The sequence below is a fragment of the Streptomyces omiyaensis genome, assembly GCF_014650895.1.
Lineage (GTDB): Bacteria > Actinomycetota > Actinomycetes > Streptomycetales > Streptomycetaceae > Streptomyces > Streptomyces omiyaensis.
Map to the genome: position 1 here is coordinate 264,695 of NZ_BMVV01000009.1, position 16,981 is coordinate 281,675.

Here is a 16,981-nt window from a genome sequence, read left to right on the forward strand (position 1 = left end):
GACACCCGGCCTCCGGCGAACCCCGTCCCCGGGGCCGCCGCGGCCGGTAGCCTCCCGGGATGGATCCGACTCTGGACGAAGCCGTCCGCGCCCGGCTGAGAGCCCCTCACATCTGGTACGTGGGAACCGTGTTCGCCGACGGGGCACCCCAGGTCAGCCCCATGTGGGTGGACCTGGAGGGGGATGCGGAGCTGACCTTCAACACCTCCGTGGGCCGGGTGAAGGAGGAGAACCTGCGGCGCGACCCCCGCGTCTACCTCTCGCACGCCGACACCGCGAACCCCCTCGACCGCGTCCAGATCAGCGGCGTGGTGTCCCGTTTCGTCGAGGGCCCCGAGGCGCACGCGCGCATGGACCGGATGGCCCGCAAGTACCTCGGCGCCGACCGCTACGAGTGGCTCATGCCGGGAGAGCGGCGCGTCGCGGTGATCGTGCGCCCGGTCAAGGTGCGCCACATCGTCGGTGTCGAGCGGTTCCGCCCCGGAGGCCCGGTCCCCGCGCCCTGACCGGACGCCGGAGCGGCCGGACTCCCGCGCGGGGCGGGGCCTCAGGGCGCCGGCGCCGGGCGGACGACCGTCGGGGAGGAGGCGGCCGGGGCCAGCAGGCGCGGCGTCCCCGTGCCGTCGGCCGGCACCGACCAGACTCCGCCGCCGTAGCCGTACGCGAGGGTCTTCCCGTCCGTCCACAGCGCCTGGTCGTCGATGCCGCGCCGCTCGGCGACCGGGTGCTCGCGACCGGTGGCGAGGTCGTACACGTACAGCCGCCACGGCTCCTCGGGGCCGGCGGAGACGCGCTTCTTGAAGGCGAGGCGGGTGCCGTCGGGGGAGAGCGACGGGCACTCGACGTTCTCGCGGAGGGTTCGGGCCGACCAGTTCGCCATGTCGCCCTCGACGAGGTGGGTGCGGCCCTCCGTGGAGACCGTGGCGTAGAAGCGGTTGTCGTCCGCCGCGAAGCTGACGCCCCAGTAGTTCACGTCGGGCGCGTGGTGGCGCCGGCCGCCGAGGGTCAGCGGGATCTGCTCGATGTTCTTGATCAGGTAGCCGGTGCGCAGGTCGAGGACGGAGGTGCGGGTGGAGAAGGACGAGCGGGCGTAGGAGTCCCCGGTCGCGAACATCGTCCAGGCGAGCATGTTCCCGGAGGCGGAGACCCGCGCCCGGCTGGGGATGCCCGGCAGGCCCATCCGGCGCACCTCGCGCAGCTGCCGGTCGAGCACGATGACGTACGAGCGGGCCGGGACGCCGGGCCGCCGCCGGAGGCAGAGGGCGGTGTCGGCGGCGGCGTGGAAGCGGTCGCAGACCGGGCCGCCGGCCGTCCGGCCGCCGGGCGCGGACGGGTCCGGGCGGGCGACGCGCCCGGTCGCGGTGTCCCGGACGTAGAGCGCGCCGGTGCCCCCGGCGAGGGTGAAGCCGGGGTCGGCGGGCCGGGTGGCGGCGGCCTCGCGGCCGGACGCGGCCCGCAGGGCGTAGGCCGTGGCCCCGCCGCCGAGCAGCAGGAGCGCGAGGACGACGATCCAGACCCGGGTGCGGGGCGAGGCGCCGGTCGGTGCGGTCATGGGCGGTCGGTCCTCTCGGAGGGCTCGGGGAGGGGCGGCGGCCCGGTCCGGGCCGCGACGCCCCGGGGCAGCAGGCGCGCGGAGCAGCAGACGGCGGCGGCGAGCGCGACGAGGGCCGCGACCAGCGCGGTCCGCGGGCCGGCCGCGGTCCAGACGGCGCCGAACGCGACGGCGGCGCCGAGCCGGGCGAGCGCCTGCGCGGTCTGCACGAGCGCCAGCCCGCCGGCCTCCCGCCCCTCGACCAGGAAGGGACCGGTCAGCGCCATCAGCACGCCGTCGGTCGCGGCGTAGAACAGGCCGAGCAGGACCAGGACGCCCGGCAGGACCACCGGGTCGGGCAGCGGGGCCAGCAGCAGCCCGTAGGCGAGCAGCAGGGCCCCGTGCCCGTACAGGAGGGGGCCGCGCCGCCCGAGGCGGTCGGCGAGGCGGCCGGCCGGGACGGCGAGCAGCAGGAAGACGGCGGCGGCGCCGAGCGGCAGGACGGGGAACCAGGTGGGGTCGAGGTCGAGCCGGTGCTGGAGCAGCAGGTAGAGGAAGGAGTCGCCGATCGTGGCGGCCCCGAGGAGCCCGGCGCACAGCACGATCCGCCGGTAGCCCGGCGAGCGCAGGGCGGCGGGGAGCCCGCAGCGTCCTCGGGGCGGCGCCGGAGCGGCCGGCCGCGGGGCGAGCGGGACGCGGGCCCGGCCGGGGACGAACAGCAGCCACAGCAGGACCCCGAAGGCCCCGACGCAGAAGCTGACGGCGAAGACGGCGTCGTACGCGTCGGCCGTCGCCCACAGCAGGGCGAAGGCGGCCAGGGGCCCGAGCAGGGCGCCGGTCGTGTCCATGGCGCGGTGCGTGCCGAAGGCCCGCCCCAGGTCCTCCGGCGGACTGTGCAGGGTGATGAGGGCGTCGCGCGGGGCGGTGCGGACGCCCTTGCCGAGCCGGTCGGCGCCGATGGCGCCGGCGATCCAGCCGGTGGCGCCGCCCGCGAGGAGCAGGCCGAGCCGGGAGGCGGCGGACAGGGCGTAGCCGATGCCGCCGACCGTCTTGTGCCGTCCGCCGCGGTCGGCGGCGGTGCCGCCGAGGAGCCGCACGAGGGCGGTGGCCCCGGTCGACAGGCCGTCGAGCAGTCCGAACTGGAGCGGGGAGAGGCCGAGTCCGAGGACCAGGTAGAGCGGCAGGACGGCCGTCACCATCTCCGAGGAGACGTCGGTGACCAGACTGACCGTGCCCAGGGCGAGGACGGTGCCCGGGACGCGCCGCCGGATCCCCGCGGGGGCGGGCGGCGCGTCGGGGCGACCGGTGGTCGCGAGGTACATCAGTGGCAGGTGTAGGTCGGGGCGGAGTCCTTGACCTGGTCGTCGGTCCCGACGTACTGCCAGGTGTAGGTGGTGTCGGTGAAGCTCAGCTTCAGGACGCCGTAGGGTCCGCTGATCCGCTTCTGGCTGTGGGGCTGGACGGTCTCGATGTCGTACGGCTCGGCGCCGCCCATGCCCCCGACGATCTCGACGATGCCGTCGGCGGTGGCCCGCCCGTCCGGGTCCTGCGGGGCGAAGCGCTCGTAGTGGTGGTCGTGCCCGTTGAGGACGAGGTCGGCCTTGGCGGCGTACAGGATCTGCCAGACGGGCTTGGATACGGGGTCGTTGCCGTGGCCGCCGGACGAGTACAGCGGGTGGTGGAAGTAGGCGGCGACGCAGCCCTTGGTGGTGCGGGCGAGGTCGTCCTTGAGCCACTGGATCTGCGCGGCGTCGTCGAAGGAGTTGGAGTCGAGGGCGACGAAGTGCCAGTTGCCCTGGTCGTAGCTGTAGTAGGGCTTGCCCTGCGGGTAGGCGATCGAGCCGAAGTAGGCCTTGTAGCCGGCGAGCGAACCCGCCGGGTCGTACGTCTCGTGGTTGCCGGGCACGGGACGGGTCTGCGCCTTGAACGCGCCCCAGGACTTGTCGTAGTAGGCGCGGAAGTCGGACAGCAGGGCGTCGTCGTACTGGTTGTCGCCCATCGTCAGGTAGAAGGACGGTGCGATCCGCTGCGCCAGGGCGGCGGTCTTGGGGTGGGCGCAGGAGCTGCTGGAGGCGGTGCACTGGGCGGCGATGTCACCGGCCGCGACGACCGTGAAGGCGCCGGTGGGCGGGGGCGTGGTGGAGGCGGTGCCGTACACCTCGACCGTCCAGAGCGAGTAGCCGTACGAGGTGCCCCGCGCGGTTCCGTGGACGCGCAGGTAGCGGCCGGAGCCGGTCAGCCCGGTCCAGTCGTCCGTGCCGCCGTTGCCGGCGGTCTCGGTGGCGAGGCGGGTCCAGGTGGTGCCGTCGGCGGAGATCTCGACCCGGTACGCCTTCGCGTAGGCCGCCTCCCAGACGAGCTTGACGCGGGAGACGGTGGCCGAGGGCCCGAGGTCCACCCGGATCCACTGGGGGTCGACGCCTTCGGCGCTGGCCCAGCGGGTGGTGGAGACGCCGTCGAAGGCCTTCTCGGGGCCGAAGGTGGCGTCCTCGACGGAGGAGGAGGTCGCCGGACGGCCCTGCGAGATCAGCGGGTCGGCGACGGCGCCGGCCCGGTCCGGGAGGGCGAGGAGGAGTCCGCCGACGAGCAGCAGCACGGCGGCGAGGACGAGCGGCAGGGGGGTGGCGGTCCTGGTGCGGCGAGGTGGGGCGGTGGCGAACAGGTGCATGCCTGAGGGCTCCCTGGCCTGAGGGTGTGGGCGAGAGCTGGGCACCGGCACGGGGCACCACGGAGCGCGCCGTCCGCGCCGCGCGGTACGGCGGCGCGCACGGACGGCCGGCCGCGCGGGGTAGGGGGCGTCGCACGGACGGAGTGGTGCTCGGCGGCCGGGTCAGAGCTCTCGCTGAGCGCGTCACGTCCTCGTGGTGGGGCCGCCGCGCCGAGCCGCTGCGGGGATGCTAGCGGACAGGAAGGTTTCCTACCAGTGCGCGAACGGGCCTGGGCGCAAAGGTTTATGACGCTCCGTCACCCCGTCGTCCCGCCCGTGACCAGGGCGGAACGGCGAGGTGACGGCGGGGTGACGCCGGGGCGACGGCCTCGGCGGAGGCGTCGACGGCGACGGGCCCTGGGGCGGGGTCGGCCGCGTGGGCGGGGGTCAGCCGGTCGCGTCGTCGGACGGGTGCCGGGCCAGGGTGCGCGTGATGGCGGCGAAGGCGACCGCGTGGCCCCGGGCGTTGGCGTGGATGCCGTCGGCGGCGTAGAGGCCGGGGTCGGTGGCGAGCGGGTGGTGGTGGGCGTCGACGTGGACGCCGCCGAGCGAACCGGCCAGGCCGGCGGTGACGCGGTCGAGCTCGTCGAAGCGGCGGGCCATCCTCCCGGCGTGCTCCGCCGGGACGAGGCCCGACCGGGCCAGGTCGAAGAGGCCGATGGTGACGACGAGGGCGCCGCTCTCGGCCAGCGGCGTGAGCAGCGAGGCCAGCCCGGTCCGCAGCGCCTCGGGGTCGAAGTCGCGGAAGGCGTCGTTGCCGCCCGCGCTCACCATCACCACGTCCGGCTCGAACTCCAGCGCGGGGACGAGCTGCCGGTCCCGGATCTCGTCGAGGAAGAGGTACGGCTCGGCCAGGTTGACCGAGGCGAAGCCGGGCCGGGTGGCGGCGAGGGCGTCGGCGAAGCGGTCGGCGAAGGAGCGGTGGCGGTAGCCGGGGAGGGGGTCCATCACGCCGGCGGTGACGCTGTCGCCGAGCACGGCGAGTCGGTTCCACGGCAGTCCGCGGAGCAGCTCGGCGGCGGCGTCCGGCTCGACGCAGTGCGGGTCGGACGCCTCGGCGGCGTGGTCCGGGGGGAGGGTCCGGTCCGTCCGGGTGGTGGTCATCGCTGCTCTCCTTCGAGGACGGGGGCCGCGGCCGGGCCGGCGGGGCCCGGGCTCTGCCGCGTGCCCGGGATCGGGGTCGGGGCCTGGTTCGGGGGCGGGGAGGAGCTCCGGTGCGGAGCGGGGGAGCGGTTCGGAGCCGGGCTCGTGCCCGGCTCCGCGGGCGGGGTGGGGCCCGGAGGCGTGTCGCGCAGGGCGAGCCCGCCGAGCGCGGCCGTCGCGCCGACGGCGGTGGCGAACCCGTACGCGGCGGCGTACGGCTCCGCTCCGGTGCCCGCGACCTCGGCGATGATCACGGCCGTGGCGGCGATGCCGAGACCGCCGCCGACCTGGCGGGCCGCCATGACCGTGCCCGTCGCGGCGGCGAAGTGGCCGGGCGCGACCGAGAGCGCGGCGGCGCTGGAGATGCCGACGGTGGCCATGCCGACGCCGGCGCCCATCACCGCCCCGGCCGGGAGCCAGAGCGACCAGAAGCGGGGCTCGGTGTCGATGAGCAGGGCCAGGACGCCCGTCGAGGCGGCGACGAGGGCCGAGCCGGCCGCCACCAGCGTGCGCGGCGGGAGGGGGACGGGGAGCCGCCCGATGCCGACGCCGACCACGGCGGTGACGAGCGCCGCCGGGCTCATCGCCAGGCCCGCCTCCAGGGCGGAGTAGCCCCAGGCCCCGGTCAGGAAGAGCACGCCGAGCAGCATCGTGGTGAACAGCGCGGCGCCGTACGCGAGGGAGACGCCGCCGGCCACGGCGAAGCTCCGGCCGCGGAAGAGGTCGAGGCGCAGCGCAGGCCGCGGATGCCGCAGGGCCCGCGCCACCGTGCCCGCGCCCGCGGCCAGGGCGACCCCGGCGGCGACCGGGACGTGCGCGGACGACCAGCCGTGATCGGGGCCCTGGGTGAGCCCGTACACCGCCGCCCCGACGGCGAGCGCGAGCAGCAGGCCGCCCGCGAGGTCGGGCGCCCGGCCGGTGCGGGGCTCCCCGGCCGGCAGCTTCCTTCCGGCGGCCAGCACCCAGACGCCGACGGGCAGGTTGAGGCAGAAGAGCGCCCGCCAGTCGAGCACCTCCACCAGGACGCCGCCGACGGCGGGGCCCGCGGCGGCGGCGAGCGCGCCGGCCGCGCTCCACACGCCGATCGCGGCCCGTCTGCGCTCGGCGGGGATCTCCGCGAGGACCAGGGCCAGCGAGGCGGGCACCAGCAGCGCCGCCGCCAGGCCCTGGGCGGCGCGGGCACCGAGGAGCACGGGCAGGTTCGGGGCCAGGGCGATCAGCAGCGACGACGCCGTGAAGGCGGCGACGCCGATCAGGAAGAGACGGGCCCGGCCCACCGCGTCGGCCAGCGGTCCGGCGGGGGCGAGCAGGGCGGCGAAGGGGATCACGTAGGCGGTCGCGACCCAGGAGGCGGTCGTCAGCGGGAGGTCGAAGTCGTCGGTGATCGCCGGCACCGCGAGGTTGGTCACGGTGGCGTCGAGGAAGCTCAGGAAGGTGCCCGCACAGGCGAGGGACAGGGCGAGCGAGGCCCGGCGGGCAGAGCTGGAGGGCGTCATGGCGAGGATTTAAGAATACGATCGTTCGTACGTCAATGGCGTACGGTCGTTTGCTAAGCTGACGGGCATGGCAGGACGTGCATCGGCCCAGGCAGCCCTCGAGACCCGGCGGGCGGTGCTGCGCGCCGCCGCGGAAGTGGCCTCCGCGGAGGGCCTGGACAGCGTGACCATCGGCCGGCTCGCCGACCGGCTCGGGATGAGCAAGGCCGGGGTGATCGGCCAGTTCCGCAGCAAGGAGAAGCTCCAGCTGGAGACGGTGGAGCTGGTCATGGAGGACTTCCGGGTCCGCGTCTGGCTGCCCGTGCGGCACGTGGACGCGGGCCTGCCGCGCCTGCTGGCCGCCTGCGCGGCCTGGGTGCGCTACGCCGCCGACCCCGGCTACCCGGGGGGCTGTCTGCTCACCCAGGTCACCTACGACTACGACGGCCGCACCGGCGCGGTCCACGACCGCATCGCCGAGGGCCGCGCCCGCTGGAGGGACACCCTGCGCCACGACGTCGAGACCGCCGTCGCCGCGGGAGGCCTCCCGCCCGGGACGGACGCCCCCCAGGTCGTCTACGGCCTGGAGTCCCTCGCCGCCGGCATCACCCCGGCCCGGCTCCTGCACGGCGACGACCGCACGGAGGAGTGGGCCCTGCGCGGCATGCGCGCGATCCTGGGCCTCCCCGCCCAGGATGCGTGACGAAGGAACCCCCACCGCCCGGTGACCACCGCGCCCCCTCGCCCCTCCCGGCGCGCCCCCCCGCGTCGCACCCGTGTGAGCGGGAAAGGGGGAGGGGGGACCGGGAGGCGGCCGAACCGGGCGGACGCGCAAGGAAGTTGCGATCTTCCGTACAACCATGCGAACCCCTCACGGGTCTGACCGCGCACGGACACATCCGTGCCCGGTCGCTCTTCCGAAGGGGTTCACTTGCAGCACCGCACCGCCGGCACCCGCCTCGCCCTCGCCGTCACGACGGCCCTCGCCGTCACGGGCCTCGGCGCCGGCACGCTCGCCACGGCGCCGGTCGCCTTCGCGGCGGCCCCGGCCGCCGCCCCCGCCGCCCTCCCGGCCGCACAGGGCGAGGCGCTCCCCGTCATCGGGGAGGCCGCCGAACTCGGTGGCCTCGGGCCCTCCGGCTTCCTCACCTACTCCTTCAGCCGCGCGGGCGACAGGTCGCTGCTGTGGACGCCGTTCGACGGGAGCGCCCCGGTGCCGCTCGGCGAGCCCGAGGGCTGGGACATCGGCGGCGGCGACGTGGTCGCGCTCGGCAACGCGAGCTGGACCGCCGAGATGGACGTGATCGGCCTGCGGAACATGGCCGACCCCTCCGCGCCGGCGGTGGAGATCGACCTCCGGCCGATGAACGGCTTCCACGTCGCCGTCCTCGGCCCGAACAGCCTGCTCGCGCAGTTCCGGAAGGCCGACGGCACGGCAAAGCTCCACATCGTCACCAAGGACGGTGCCGGGACGACCACCCGCGAGGTCACGGGCCTGCCGGGCGACGCCACCGACCTCCTCGCCTCGAAGGCCCGGGACGGCAAGGTGCTCGTCGGGTACGCGACCGGCCCGCAGGACGCGCGGACCGGCGGCCGCGCCCTGGTCGACCTGACGTCGGGGGCGGTGACGGAGACGTACGCCTCGATCGAGTCCGGCTACGACTTCAGCACCCTGCAGTTCTCCGGCTCGCACGTGGCCTGGGTCGACTACGACAGCGCCTCCGGCCTGTACGTCACCTCCGTCGACCGCACCACGAAGGAGCGGAAGAAGACCGTCCTGGGCGCCCGCGACAGCCTGGCGTACGCGGGTCTCCTCGGCTCGTGGCTGGTCTACGGCAACCCTTCGAGCTCCTCGAAGGAGGCGAAGGCCGTCGACCTGACCACCGGCGAGACCCGGGTCCTCGCCGAGCACGGGTCCTCCGTGCTGACCCCGGGCGACGGCACCCTGGTGCTCCAGGGCGCCCTGACCGCGGGCGACGAGGGGCTGTTCCGGGTCGCGGCCGGCGCGGACGGCGCCCCGGCCGTCACCGGGAAGCTGGCGGCCCCGGAGAGCACCGAGCCCCTGACGATCGACCGGGCCGAGGTGCCCGCGACGGTCGACCTGGAGAGCACCGGCGGCAAGGTGGCGATGAGCTGGACGCTGTCGCGTCCCGACGCCTTCCTGCTCGTCCGGCTGACCCACGTGGCCACGGGCAAGGAGTACGTGGACTTCCCGGCCTCCCCCGCCGAGGACGGGAACTTCTCCCTCGAGTGGGACGGCCTCGTCGACGGCGTCGACGCGCCGAACGGCGCCTACACGGTGTCGGCCGAGGCGGAGCTGCACAACCACTCCGGCGACACCGTGCCGTGGACCGGGCAGCTGACCCTCACCCGCGCGGCCAACGCGCACGACTACTCGAACAACGGCTCCACTGACGTGCTGGCCCGCGACGCCTCCGGCGTCCTGTGGCGCGACGACCTGCTGGAGCGGCCCGCGGACGGAAGGATCGCGACCGCCGAGCGCGCCCGGATCGGCTCCGGGTGGAACACGTACCAGCAGATCGAGGCCGTCGGGAACCTCGGCGGCGCCGCCCACGCCGACCTCGTCGCCGTCGACGGCACCGGCATGCTGTGGCGCTACCTCGGCAAGGGCGACGGCACCTTCACCTCCCGCGTGCAGGTCGGCGGCGGCTGGCAGGTCTACCGCCACCTGACCGGCGGCTCGGACCTGAACGGCGACGGCCGCTCCGACCTCCTCGCCTCCGACACCTCCGGGACGCTGTGGTTCTACAAGGGCACCGGCGACCTCTCCCGGCCCTACGACACCCGCGTCAAGGTCGGCGGCGGCTGGCAGGTCTACAACCAGCTCACCGCCGTGGGGAACATCGCCGGCTCGGCCGCCGGGGACCTCGTCGCCCGCGACACGGACGGCGTCCTCTGGCTCTACCAGGGCAACGGCGCCGGAGGCTTCGCGGGACGCGTGCAGATCGGCGGCGGCTGGCAGGTCTTCAGCCAGCTCGTGGGCGGGGGCGACGCGGACAACGACGGCCGCCCGGACCTCGTGGCCTACGGGGCGAACGCCACGTACGTCTACCGTTCGAACGGTACGGCCTCCGGCACGTTCACCCGCCTGGGCACCGACCTGTACGCGGGCGAGGGCACCGCGTTCACCAGCGTCTCCTGACGGCCGGGGGTCCTTCCCTTCCCGCTCGCGTGCGGAGCGGGCGGGGGAAGGACCCCCGCTGGTTCCCCGTACGGCTACCGCACGACGAAGTGGTGCGCGGGGAAGACCGTGGGCTCGACGTCCGCGTGGCCGAGGTCCGCCAGGACCGGGGCGAAGGTCCGCGCGTGCGTGGCGAGGGCCTCCTCGCTCTCCCAGACCTCGGTCACCCGGAACCCCCCGTCGACCGGCCCCGCCGCGTGGGAGAGGAGTCCCGTGTTCGGCAGGTCCGCGAAGCACGTGAAGCCCCGGCCCCGGGTCACGCGTGCGATGACTTCGTCGCAGAGCTCCCGTCCTGCGCCGGGGAAGTCGAAGCTGACGATGACGGCCATGTGGATGTCCCTGTCTCGATCCGCCGCACGACTGCGGCGACGGCCGTCATCCCAGCCCTCGGTGATCGGCCGATCTCACGGTGTGATCATCGGTTCGGCGGCCCGTCCCCGTCCCGGGGAACCCGGGGGAGGCTCGGTCGCGGGCGGGGACAGGTGACGGCGGATCGCCTGGGCGTAGCGGTCCACCGCCCCGGGGGAGTGGGCCAGGAAGAGGGCGGGGGTGACGAGTTCGAGCTCCAGCACCATCGGCTCGCCGTGCTCGTCGTGGAGCAGGTCCACCCGGGCGGAGAGCAGCGGTCCCGCCGGGGCGAAGGCGGCGAGGGCGGCGTACGCGACGTCCAGTTCGGCCGGGGTCGGCCGGTGGGCGCGCGGCCCGGGGTGGACGGGATGGGCCCCGTCGAAGGGGACGCCGGGCCTCAGGGCGGGCTCCTTGACGACGGCGTGGTCGTAGGAGCCGTCGAAGAAGACCAGGTTCACCTCGCCCAGGGTCTCGATCGCCGGCACGTACGGCTGCACCATCGCCGTCTCCCCGCGCCGGTGGAGGTAGGCGACGTGGGCCAGGGCGGCGGCCGACTCGTGCGGGCGGTACCGCGCGGTGGCCCGCGCCCCGCCCGACGTCACCGGCTTCACGACGAACTCGCCGGGCGGCACGGTGAACGGACCGTCCGGGCCGCCGGGTTCGGCGAACACCGTCGGCACCGTCGGCACGCCCGCCGCCGCGAGCCGTGCGAGGTAGCGCTTGTCGAGGACCTGGCGCATGACGGCGGGGGGATTGAGGACGGTGCTGCGCTGGGACACGTCGACGGCCCACGGCACCAGGTGCTCGGGGTAGAGGACGAACAGGTCCCAGGGCGAACGCAGGACGACGAGGTCGAACCGCCCCCAGTCGAGCGCCTCGTCGTACCAGTACACGACGCGGGCGTCGACGCCGCGGCGCACGAGGGCGTCGCGCAGCGGCCCGGTGTCCGGGTCCTGCCAGCCGTTCCGGGCCAGGTGCTCGGTGGTGACCAGGGCCACCCTGGCGGCCTGCGGCCGATCGGTGCTCATGCTGTGCCCTCCTTGCGCTCGTCCGCGTGCGCGCCCGTCCGCGCACGCCCGCTGCTGCTCAACTCGGCGACGACGTCGACGATCAGGTCCTCCTGGCCGGCGACGGCCTGCCGCCGGCCCAGTTCGAAGAAGACGTCCCGCGGGTCGACCCCCGCCGGCAGCGCGTGGCGCAGGACGTGCTGCCGGAACGCCGCGACCACCCCGGCCAGACCGCCGACGATGCCGGCGGAGTCCGGGAACGGCGGGGCGGGGACGAACGCGCGCCCGGCGAACTCGGCCGCGTCCAGGACCCCGTAGAGATCGACGCCGGTGGCGAAGCCGGTCCGCTCCAGCACCGGCACCAGCACCTCCAGGCGGGTGTTGCCCGCCCCGGCCCCGAATCCCCGGGCACAGGCGTCGACGACGCCCGCTCCGGCGCGGGCGGCCGCGAGCGAGTTCGCCACGGCGCAGCCCAGGTTGTCGTGCCCGTGGAAGACGACCGGCACGTCGACCGCTCCGGCGATCGCGCCGATCCGCTCGGCCACGTCGTCGGGGAGCAGGTGACCCGCGGAGTCCATGATGCCGACCCCGCTCGCCCCGTACTCGGCCAACAGGGCCGCCTCCTCGGCGAGTCGGCCGGGCGAGGCCATGTGGGACATCATCAGGACCCCGTACGCCTCCGTGCCGCGCTCCCTCAGGTGTCCGATGTGCCGCTCGGCGAGGGTCGCCTCCGTGCAGTGGACGCCGATGCGGACCACGTCGGCCCCGTGGGCGACCGCCCTGTCCAGGTCGGCGGAGGTGCCCCAGCCCGGCAGCAGGAACACCGCCATCCGGCTGTGCCGCAGGGCCTCCCTGACGGTCGACAGCATCACGTCGTCGCTCACCGCGGCCCGCCCCGCCTGGAGGGACGAGGCGCCGAGGCCGAGGCCGTGCCCGACCTCCACCACCGGGACGCCCGCCGCGTCGGCCGCCTCGGCGTACCCGCGCAGCTCGGCCACGCCGAGCCGGTGCGCCACCGCGTGCTGACCGTCCCGGAGCGTGGCGTCGTGGACCACCACGGTGCTCCTCGCGGAGTCCGTGGGTGAATGCGCGTCAGGGGTACCGGAGTTCATGCCGACACCACCTCCGCCCCGGCCGCCGCCCGGGCCGCGTGCCGCTCGGCCACCAGCACGGCCGCCGCGTCGATGATGTCCAGGTTGCCCGCGTACGCCGGCAGCACGTCCCCGGCCGCCGTCACCTCCACGCAGACCACCACCCGGCCGTCGGACGCCGTACAGGCCACCACGCGGTACCCCGGCGCGAACGCCCTTACCCGCTCGGCCGTTTCGCCGGCCACGGCCCGCACCTCGTCCGGGTCCGCGCCGGGCGCGACCGCGTGCACCGCGGTCCGGAAGACGGCCGGCGGGACGGCCGGGCTGATGTTGAGGATCGCCTTCGCGTCGGACACCCCCGAGAACGCGGTGACCGCCTCCGCCGTCGTCGCCACGTACTCGTCGAGGTTGAGCCGCGTGGCCCGCCCCGCGACCACCGACGCCACCGTGGAGACGACCTCCACGTACCGCACGTCGAAGCGCCGCGCCAGCGCGTGCACGACGGGGATCGCCGCCTGTCCGCCGCAGCTGATCAGGCTGACGCTCCCGGAGTCCGGGGGCGTCACCCCCGTCACCGCGGGCACGACCGTCCGGCCCAGCCGGCTCGGGGTCAGATCGACCAGCAGGGTGCCGAGCGGCGCCAGCAGCCGCGCGTGCTCGGCGTGGGACAGCGCGCTGGTGGCGTCGAAGACCACCGCGAACGGCTCCTCCGACGCCAGCACCGCCCGGATCCCGTCCGCGCTGGTCGGGCAGCCCCGCTCCGCCGCGCGGCGCAACCCCGGTGAATCCGGATCCCGTCCGGCCACCAGGCCGCACCGCAGCCACGGCGAACGCCCGATCCTGCTCACCAGGTCCTGGCCGATCACACCCGTCCCCAGGACGGCGACCCGGACGGGCCCCCCGGCCCCCGGCACGTGCTCACCCGACGTGGACAACACCGTGTCATGCCCTCCTCGAACGCCACTCCCCGCACGGGAAGAATCCATACAGAAGGATCTGAATCTGTACGAAACCTACCCGGGTGGTGGTCAGGAGGAGGCGCGCCACGCGACGGGAGTCCGGGGCGCCGCCGACTCAGCCGATGACGGACGAGAAGGAGTCGAGCTGGATCCAGCGCACGAGGTTGGTCGACGGCGGCTGGCCCGCGGCCGTCTTGGTGCCGAAGGCCTTGAGGCGTCCGTCGGTGCCCACCTCGACGCGGATCGCGCTGATGCCCTCGTGGTTGTTGCGCGCCGCGATGCCGCGGGTCAGCCTGGGCGGCCGGACCGCTGCCGGTAGGGTGCCGAGGTAGGTGTCCTCGGTGAACTCGGTGAGCGCCACACCGCGCAGCTGGAGGAACTGCGTGCCGGCGATGCGGACGATCCGGGCCTGCAGGGGGGCGCCGGTCTCGAACGTGACGGGCGGCTCCAGGGCGACGGGCGTCCAGTCCTGGACCGTCTGGCAGCCCGTGAGGGGGTCCGCGGCGGCGGCCGGGGCCGCGGTGGCGAGCGGTACGCCGACGGCGGCGACGGGGGCGGCGAGCGCCGCGGCGAGCAGGGAACGACGGCTGGTCGTGGTCATGGGGTGATCCTCCGGATCGAAGAGGTCGGTGGGGTCGCGGCGGTCTCTCGGTGATGTCGGGGACACGGGGCGAGAGGCCGGCGAGGGGTGAAGGGGCGCCGCCGGGCGGCGCGGTGCGGAGCGGGGCGTCAGCGCCAGGCGCCGGAGACGCTGTTGAGGTCGACCCAGGTGATCGCGTTGTCGGCGGTCGCGCCGTACACCCACAGCTCACCGGTGACGGTGGTCTCGATCGAGCAGATCGCGCGCCCGCTGTTGTTGTTGCGGGGCGCGTTGTGCCGGAAGGGGACCGTCGGGCGCAGCCGGTGCGGCAGCGTCGCGAGCCTGAACTCCTTCGTCGCCCCGGGAGAGACGGAGAAGGAGCCCCGGAACTGCAGGTAGGTGGTGTCCGCGACGGCGACGAGCCGCACGCGCGGGGCCTCGCCCGCGGCGGTCAGACCGCCGGCGAGGGCGAGCTCCTCCCAGTCGCCCAGGACCTGGACGCCCTCGACGGGCTCCTCGGCGGGGAACCAGCAGATGGTCACGTCGCGTTCGTACTTCTCGCCGGGGATCGTGTTGCTGAAGCCGAACAGCAGGCGGCGCTTGCCGGTCGCCGGGTCGATCTCGGCGCTGAGGCCCTCGGGTTCGCGGTGCACCAGACCGGGGGCGGCGGTCACGAGGACCGGTTCCGCGTCGATCGGAAGCCCGGTCGTCCAGGAGAACCTGCGCAGGAGGGTGTGCCCGGGGTTGGTGCCGACGGCGAACTTGGCCCACTGGTACACGTACAGGACGTCGCCGATGGTCTGGAAGCCCTGGAAGCTGAGGTTCTTCGCCAGAGCGGGCGTCTGCGGCAGGCTGGGGGCGACGGTCGCGTGCGGCTGCGTGCGGGGAAGGGTGACGCGCTCGCCGCTCCGGTTCCAGGTGCCGGCCTTGGCCGAGGCCCCGTCGTACCGGGTGAAGTGCCGCTCTTCGCCCTCGATGTGCATGATGGTGACGGTGGGTGCCGCGACCGTGGGGTCGTACGACGGGCCGGTGGCGGTGTTGCCGACGGCCGGTGTGAACCTCGGCAACACGGCGGTCTCGGCGTCGAGCACGGGCGTGTTGACAGGGTCGTACTTGAAGCGCGTGGCGGTCGTGCCGACGGCGAAGGCCCTGGCCGGATCGTCCGCGTCCACGATGTGCAGCGGGCCGCACTCGGTCCACAGATAGGTGTCGGTGCCGTCCGCTTCGGCGCCCAGGGACAGCCCGTGGCCGAATCCGATGAGCCGCATGTGGTCGAGGCGCTTGCCGGTGGTCCGATCGAAGCGGTTGAGTATCAGGTGCCCGAGCCTCTTGTCCGTCGTGGACTCCACCTGCAGGACGAAGATCCGGTCGTTCTTCGTGTCCGTGGCGATGGCCTGCGGCGCCGGGTTGTGCGCGAGGTCTCCCTTGTGGAGCAGCCGGCCGCTCGGACCGGCCGGGTCGATGCCGTTCGCATCCCTCGTGGTCATGTTCTTCCTCCCCCTCGTGGATGCGGTGATGATCCACGTCCGGGTGATCATCACATGAGATGAATGCGCGGGTCGCGTCGGTTTTGCGGCCTCGCCCGGGAGCGCACGGGGCCGGGGGCGGGGAGGTGGGCGAGAGTCTGTCAGGTCCGCCTTCCCGCCCCCGGCCCCGTGCGCTCCACCGTCCCCCACGCGACCGGGGGCGGCCCCCGGTGCGGACGGCACCCGGCCGCCCCTTCCCGGGGCATGATGGGACGGTTCCGGACGCGCCGACGCGTCCGGACGCGGCCACGACGGAACACCAGCTCAGGAGCGTGCATGGCGAAGCGGGTCCACCAACCCCGTGAGGACGCGGAGTTCGACTTCATCCTCCGGATGAGCGACGTCCCGGTCCTCGCGTACTTCACCGGGGCATGGCCCAAGGCGATCGAGCCGTGCCGGACCATGGACCCCGTCGTGGCCGGCCTCGCCGAGGCCTGCGCGGGCCGTCTGACCGCCGTCCGCACCGACATCACGCGCTGCCCGGCCGCGACCGGGCGGTACGAGGTCACCGGGGCCCCCTCCTACGTCCTCCTCAAGGACGGCGAGGCGGTGGCACGCGCCGAGGGCCTCGTGAGCGACACCGCGCTGCGGGAGCTCGTGGAGCCGCACCTCTGACCGGCCGCGCGCCGCCCCGGCCCACGGGGCGGCGCTCTTCCCGTCGGCATGGGATCGCCGGATGGACGAGAACCTCGCCCGCGAGGTCGACGGCTTCGGCCCCATGCGGCTCAAGTCGAGCGTGGTCGAGAAGGCCTGACCGGGACTCCCGTCCCCCGCCCGGCGTGCCGCATGCCGCATTTCGCGTTCGGCGTCTCCGGCCAGGGGTACGGGTACGGACGCGGGTGCGTCCGGGGAATCGCCTCTCCGTCCCGTCGAGACCGTTGAGATGACGCGGAGCCGCGAGGATGATCCCCATGGTGAACAGTTCCGAACGGACGCGGTGCGCGCCGCGCGTGCGCCGACGGCCGCACCACACGCCCGACGCCCCTGGGCGGTCCGGCCGGAGGTCCCGGTGAAGGCGCCGCTCTACCAACTCAAGGCCGAGTTCTTCAAGACGCTCGGGCACCCGGTGCGCATTCGCGTCCTGGAGCTCCTGAGCGTGCGGGAGCACGCGGTCTCGGAGCTGCTCGCCGAGATCGACGTCGAAGCGGCCCACCTCTCCCAGCAGCTCGCCGTGCTGCGCCGCTCGAACCTGGTCGTCGCGCGCCGCGAGGGCTCGGCGGTGTGCTACTCGCTGACCAGCCCCCAGGTGGCCGAGCTGCTGGCGGTGGCCCGGGCGATCCTCTCCGGCGTGCTCGCGGGCCAGGCCGAACTCCTCGCCGATCTCCACGCGGCCGGGCCGGCCGCGCCGCCGCCCTCCTGACGGCGGACTCGTTCCGGGCGGCGGACCCGTTCGGGGCGGCGGACCCGTTCGG

Annotated in this window: 16 protein-coding genes; 5 read left to right on the forward strand and 11 right to left on the reverse strand. The window is 74.8% G+C overall.

The window, feature by feature from the left end; genetic code table 11:
- Positions 1–59: 59 nt before the first annotated feature.
- Positions 60–506, forward strand: a complete 447-nt coding sequence (locus IE287_RS17960; RefSeq protein ID WP_189850056.1) for a TIGR03618 family F420-dependent PPOX class oxidoreductase — start codon at positions 60–62, stop codon at positions 504–506.
- Between the two features lie 41 nt (positions 507–547).
- Here the strand turns inward: IE287_RS17960 and IE287_RS17965 are convergent, their stop codons facing one another.
- The 5 genes from IE287_RS17965 to IE287_RS17985 form a co-directional block, all read right to left on the reverse strand.
- Positions 548–1,552: a TolB-like translocation protein gene (locus tag IE287_RS17965; protein ID WP_189850057.1), complete on the reverse strand. Its 1,005-nt coding sequence runs from the start codon at positions 1,550–1,552 to the stop codon at positions 548–550.
- Positions 1,549–2,853 (reverse strand): MFS transporter, encoded by a 1,305-nt coding sequence (locus IE287_RS17970; protein WP_189850058.1) that lies wholly within the window; start codon positions 2,851–2,853, stop codon positions 1,549–1,551. The genes IE287_RS17965 and IE287_RS17970 overlap by 4 nt, the downstream gene beginning before the upstream one ends.
- Positions 2,853–4,199, reverse strand: coding sequence for a discoidin domain-containing protein (locus IE287_RS17975; protein ID WP_189850059.1), 1,347 nt, complete (start codon positions 4,197–4,199; stop codon positions 2,853–2,855). Before IE287_RS17975 ends, IE287_RS17970 begins: the two co-directional genes overlap by 1 nt.
- A 426-nt stretch (positions 4,200–4,625) precedes the next feature.
- Entirely contained in the window at positions 4,626–5,342 is a 717-nt protein-coding gene (locus tag IE287_RS17980) for an SGNH/GDSL hydrolase family protein (RefSeq protein ID WP_189850060.1), read from the reverse strand.
- Complete coding sequence (locus IE287_RS17985; RefSeq protein ID WP_189850061.1) at positions 5,339–6,877, reverse strand: MFS transporter; 1,539 nt, start codon at positions 6,875–6,877, stop codon at positions 5,339–5,341. The genes IE287_RS17980 and IE287_RS17985 overlap by 4 nt, the downstream gene beginning before the upstream one ends.
- A 67-nt stretch (positions 6,878–6,944) precedes the next feature.
- On the opposite strand from IE287_RS17985, the gene IE287_RS17990 reads away from it, so the two are divergent.
- Entirely contained in the window at positions 6,945–7,559 is a 615-nt protein-coding gene (locus tag IE287_RS17990) for a TetR/AcrR family transcriptional regulator (protein WP_189850062.1), read from the forward strand.
- 228 nt (positions 7,560–7,787) lie between these two features.
- A complete protein-coding gene (locus IE287_RS17995; RefSeq protein WP_189850063.1) occupies positions 7,788–10,019 on the forward strand; it encodes an FG-GAP repeat domain-containing protein in 2,232 nt (743 codons plus the stop codon).
- Positions 10,020–10,093: 74 nt separating this feature from the next.
- Here the strand turns inward: IE287_RS17995 and IE287_RS18000 are convergent, their stop codons facing one another.
- From IE287_RS18000 to IE287_RS18025, 6 genes are all read right to left on the reverse strand, one after another.
- Positions 10,094–10,387: a hypothetical protein gene (locus IE287_RS18000; RefSeq protein WP_189850064.1), complete on the reverse strand. Its 294-nt coding sequence runs from the start codon at positions 10,385–10,387 to the stop codon at positions 10,094–10,096.
- Positions 10,388–10,462: 75 nt separating this feature from the next.
- Positions 10,463–11,434, reverse strand: coding sequence for an ATP-grasp domain-containing protein (locus IE287_RS18005; RefSeq protein ID WP_189850065.1), 972 nt, complete (start codon positions 11,432–11,434; stop codon positions 10,463–10,465).
- On the reverse strand, positions 11,431–12,471 hold the full coding sequence (gene dmpG / locus IE287_RS18010; protein ID WP_373307860.1) for a 4-hydroxy-2-oxovalerate aldolase: 1,041 nt from the start codon (positions 12,469–12,471) through the stop codon (positions 11,431–11,433). The genes IE287_RS18005 and dmpG overlap by 4 nt, the downstream gene beginning before the upstream one ends.
- A 50-nt stretch (positions 12,472–12,521) precedes the next feature.
- On the reverse strand, positions 12,522–13,442 hold the full coding sequence (locus tag IE287_RS18015; protein ID WP_229883552.1) for an acetaldehyde dehydrogenase (acetylating): 921 nt from the start codon (positions 13,440–13,442) through the stop codon (positions 12,522–12,524).
- 136 nt (positions 13,443–13,578) lie between these two features.
- The gene (locus IE287_RS18020; protein WP_189850068.1) at positions 13,579–14,064 is read right to left on the reverse strand and encodes a hypothetical protein; all 486 of its coding nucleotides are present in this window, start codon (positions 14,062–14,064) and stop codon (positions 13,579–13,581) included.
- 128 nt (positions 14,065–14,192) lie between these two features.
- Positions 14,193–15,530, reverse strand: coding sequence for a hypothetical protein (locus IE287_RS18025; protein WP_189850069.1), 1,338 nt, complete (start codon positions 15,528–15,530; stop codon positions 14,193–14,195).
- A gap of 315 nt (positions 15,531–15,845) precedes the next feature.
- Between IE287_RS18025 and IE287_RS18030 the strand changes: the two genes are divergently transcribed.
- Both IE287_RS18030 and IE287_RS18035 read left to right on the forward strand, forming a co-directional pair.
- Complete coding sequence (locus tag IE287_RS18030) at positions 15,846–16,184, forward strand: thioredoxin family protein (RefSeq protein WP_189850070.1); 339 nt, start codon at positions 15,846–15,848, stop codon at positions 16,182–16,184.
- A 394-nt stretch (positions 16,185–16,578) separates the two neighbouring features.
- Positions 16,579–16,929 (forward strand): ArsR/SmtB family transcription factor, encoded by a 351-nt coding sequence (locus tag IE287_RS18035; RefSeq protein ID WP_189850071.1) that lies wholly within the window; start codon positions 16,579–16,581, stop codon positions 16,927–16,929.
- The last annotated feature ends 52 nt before the right edge of the window (positions 16,930–16,981 follow it).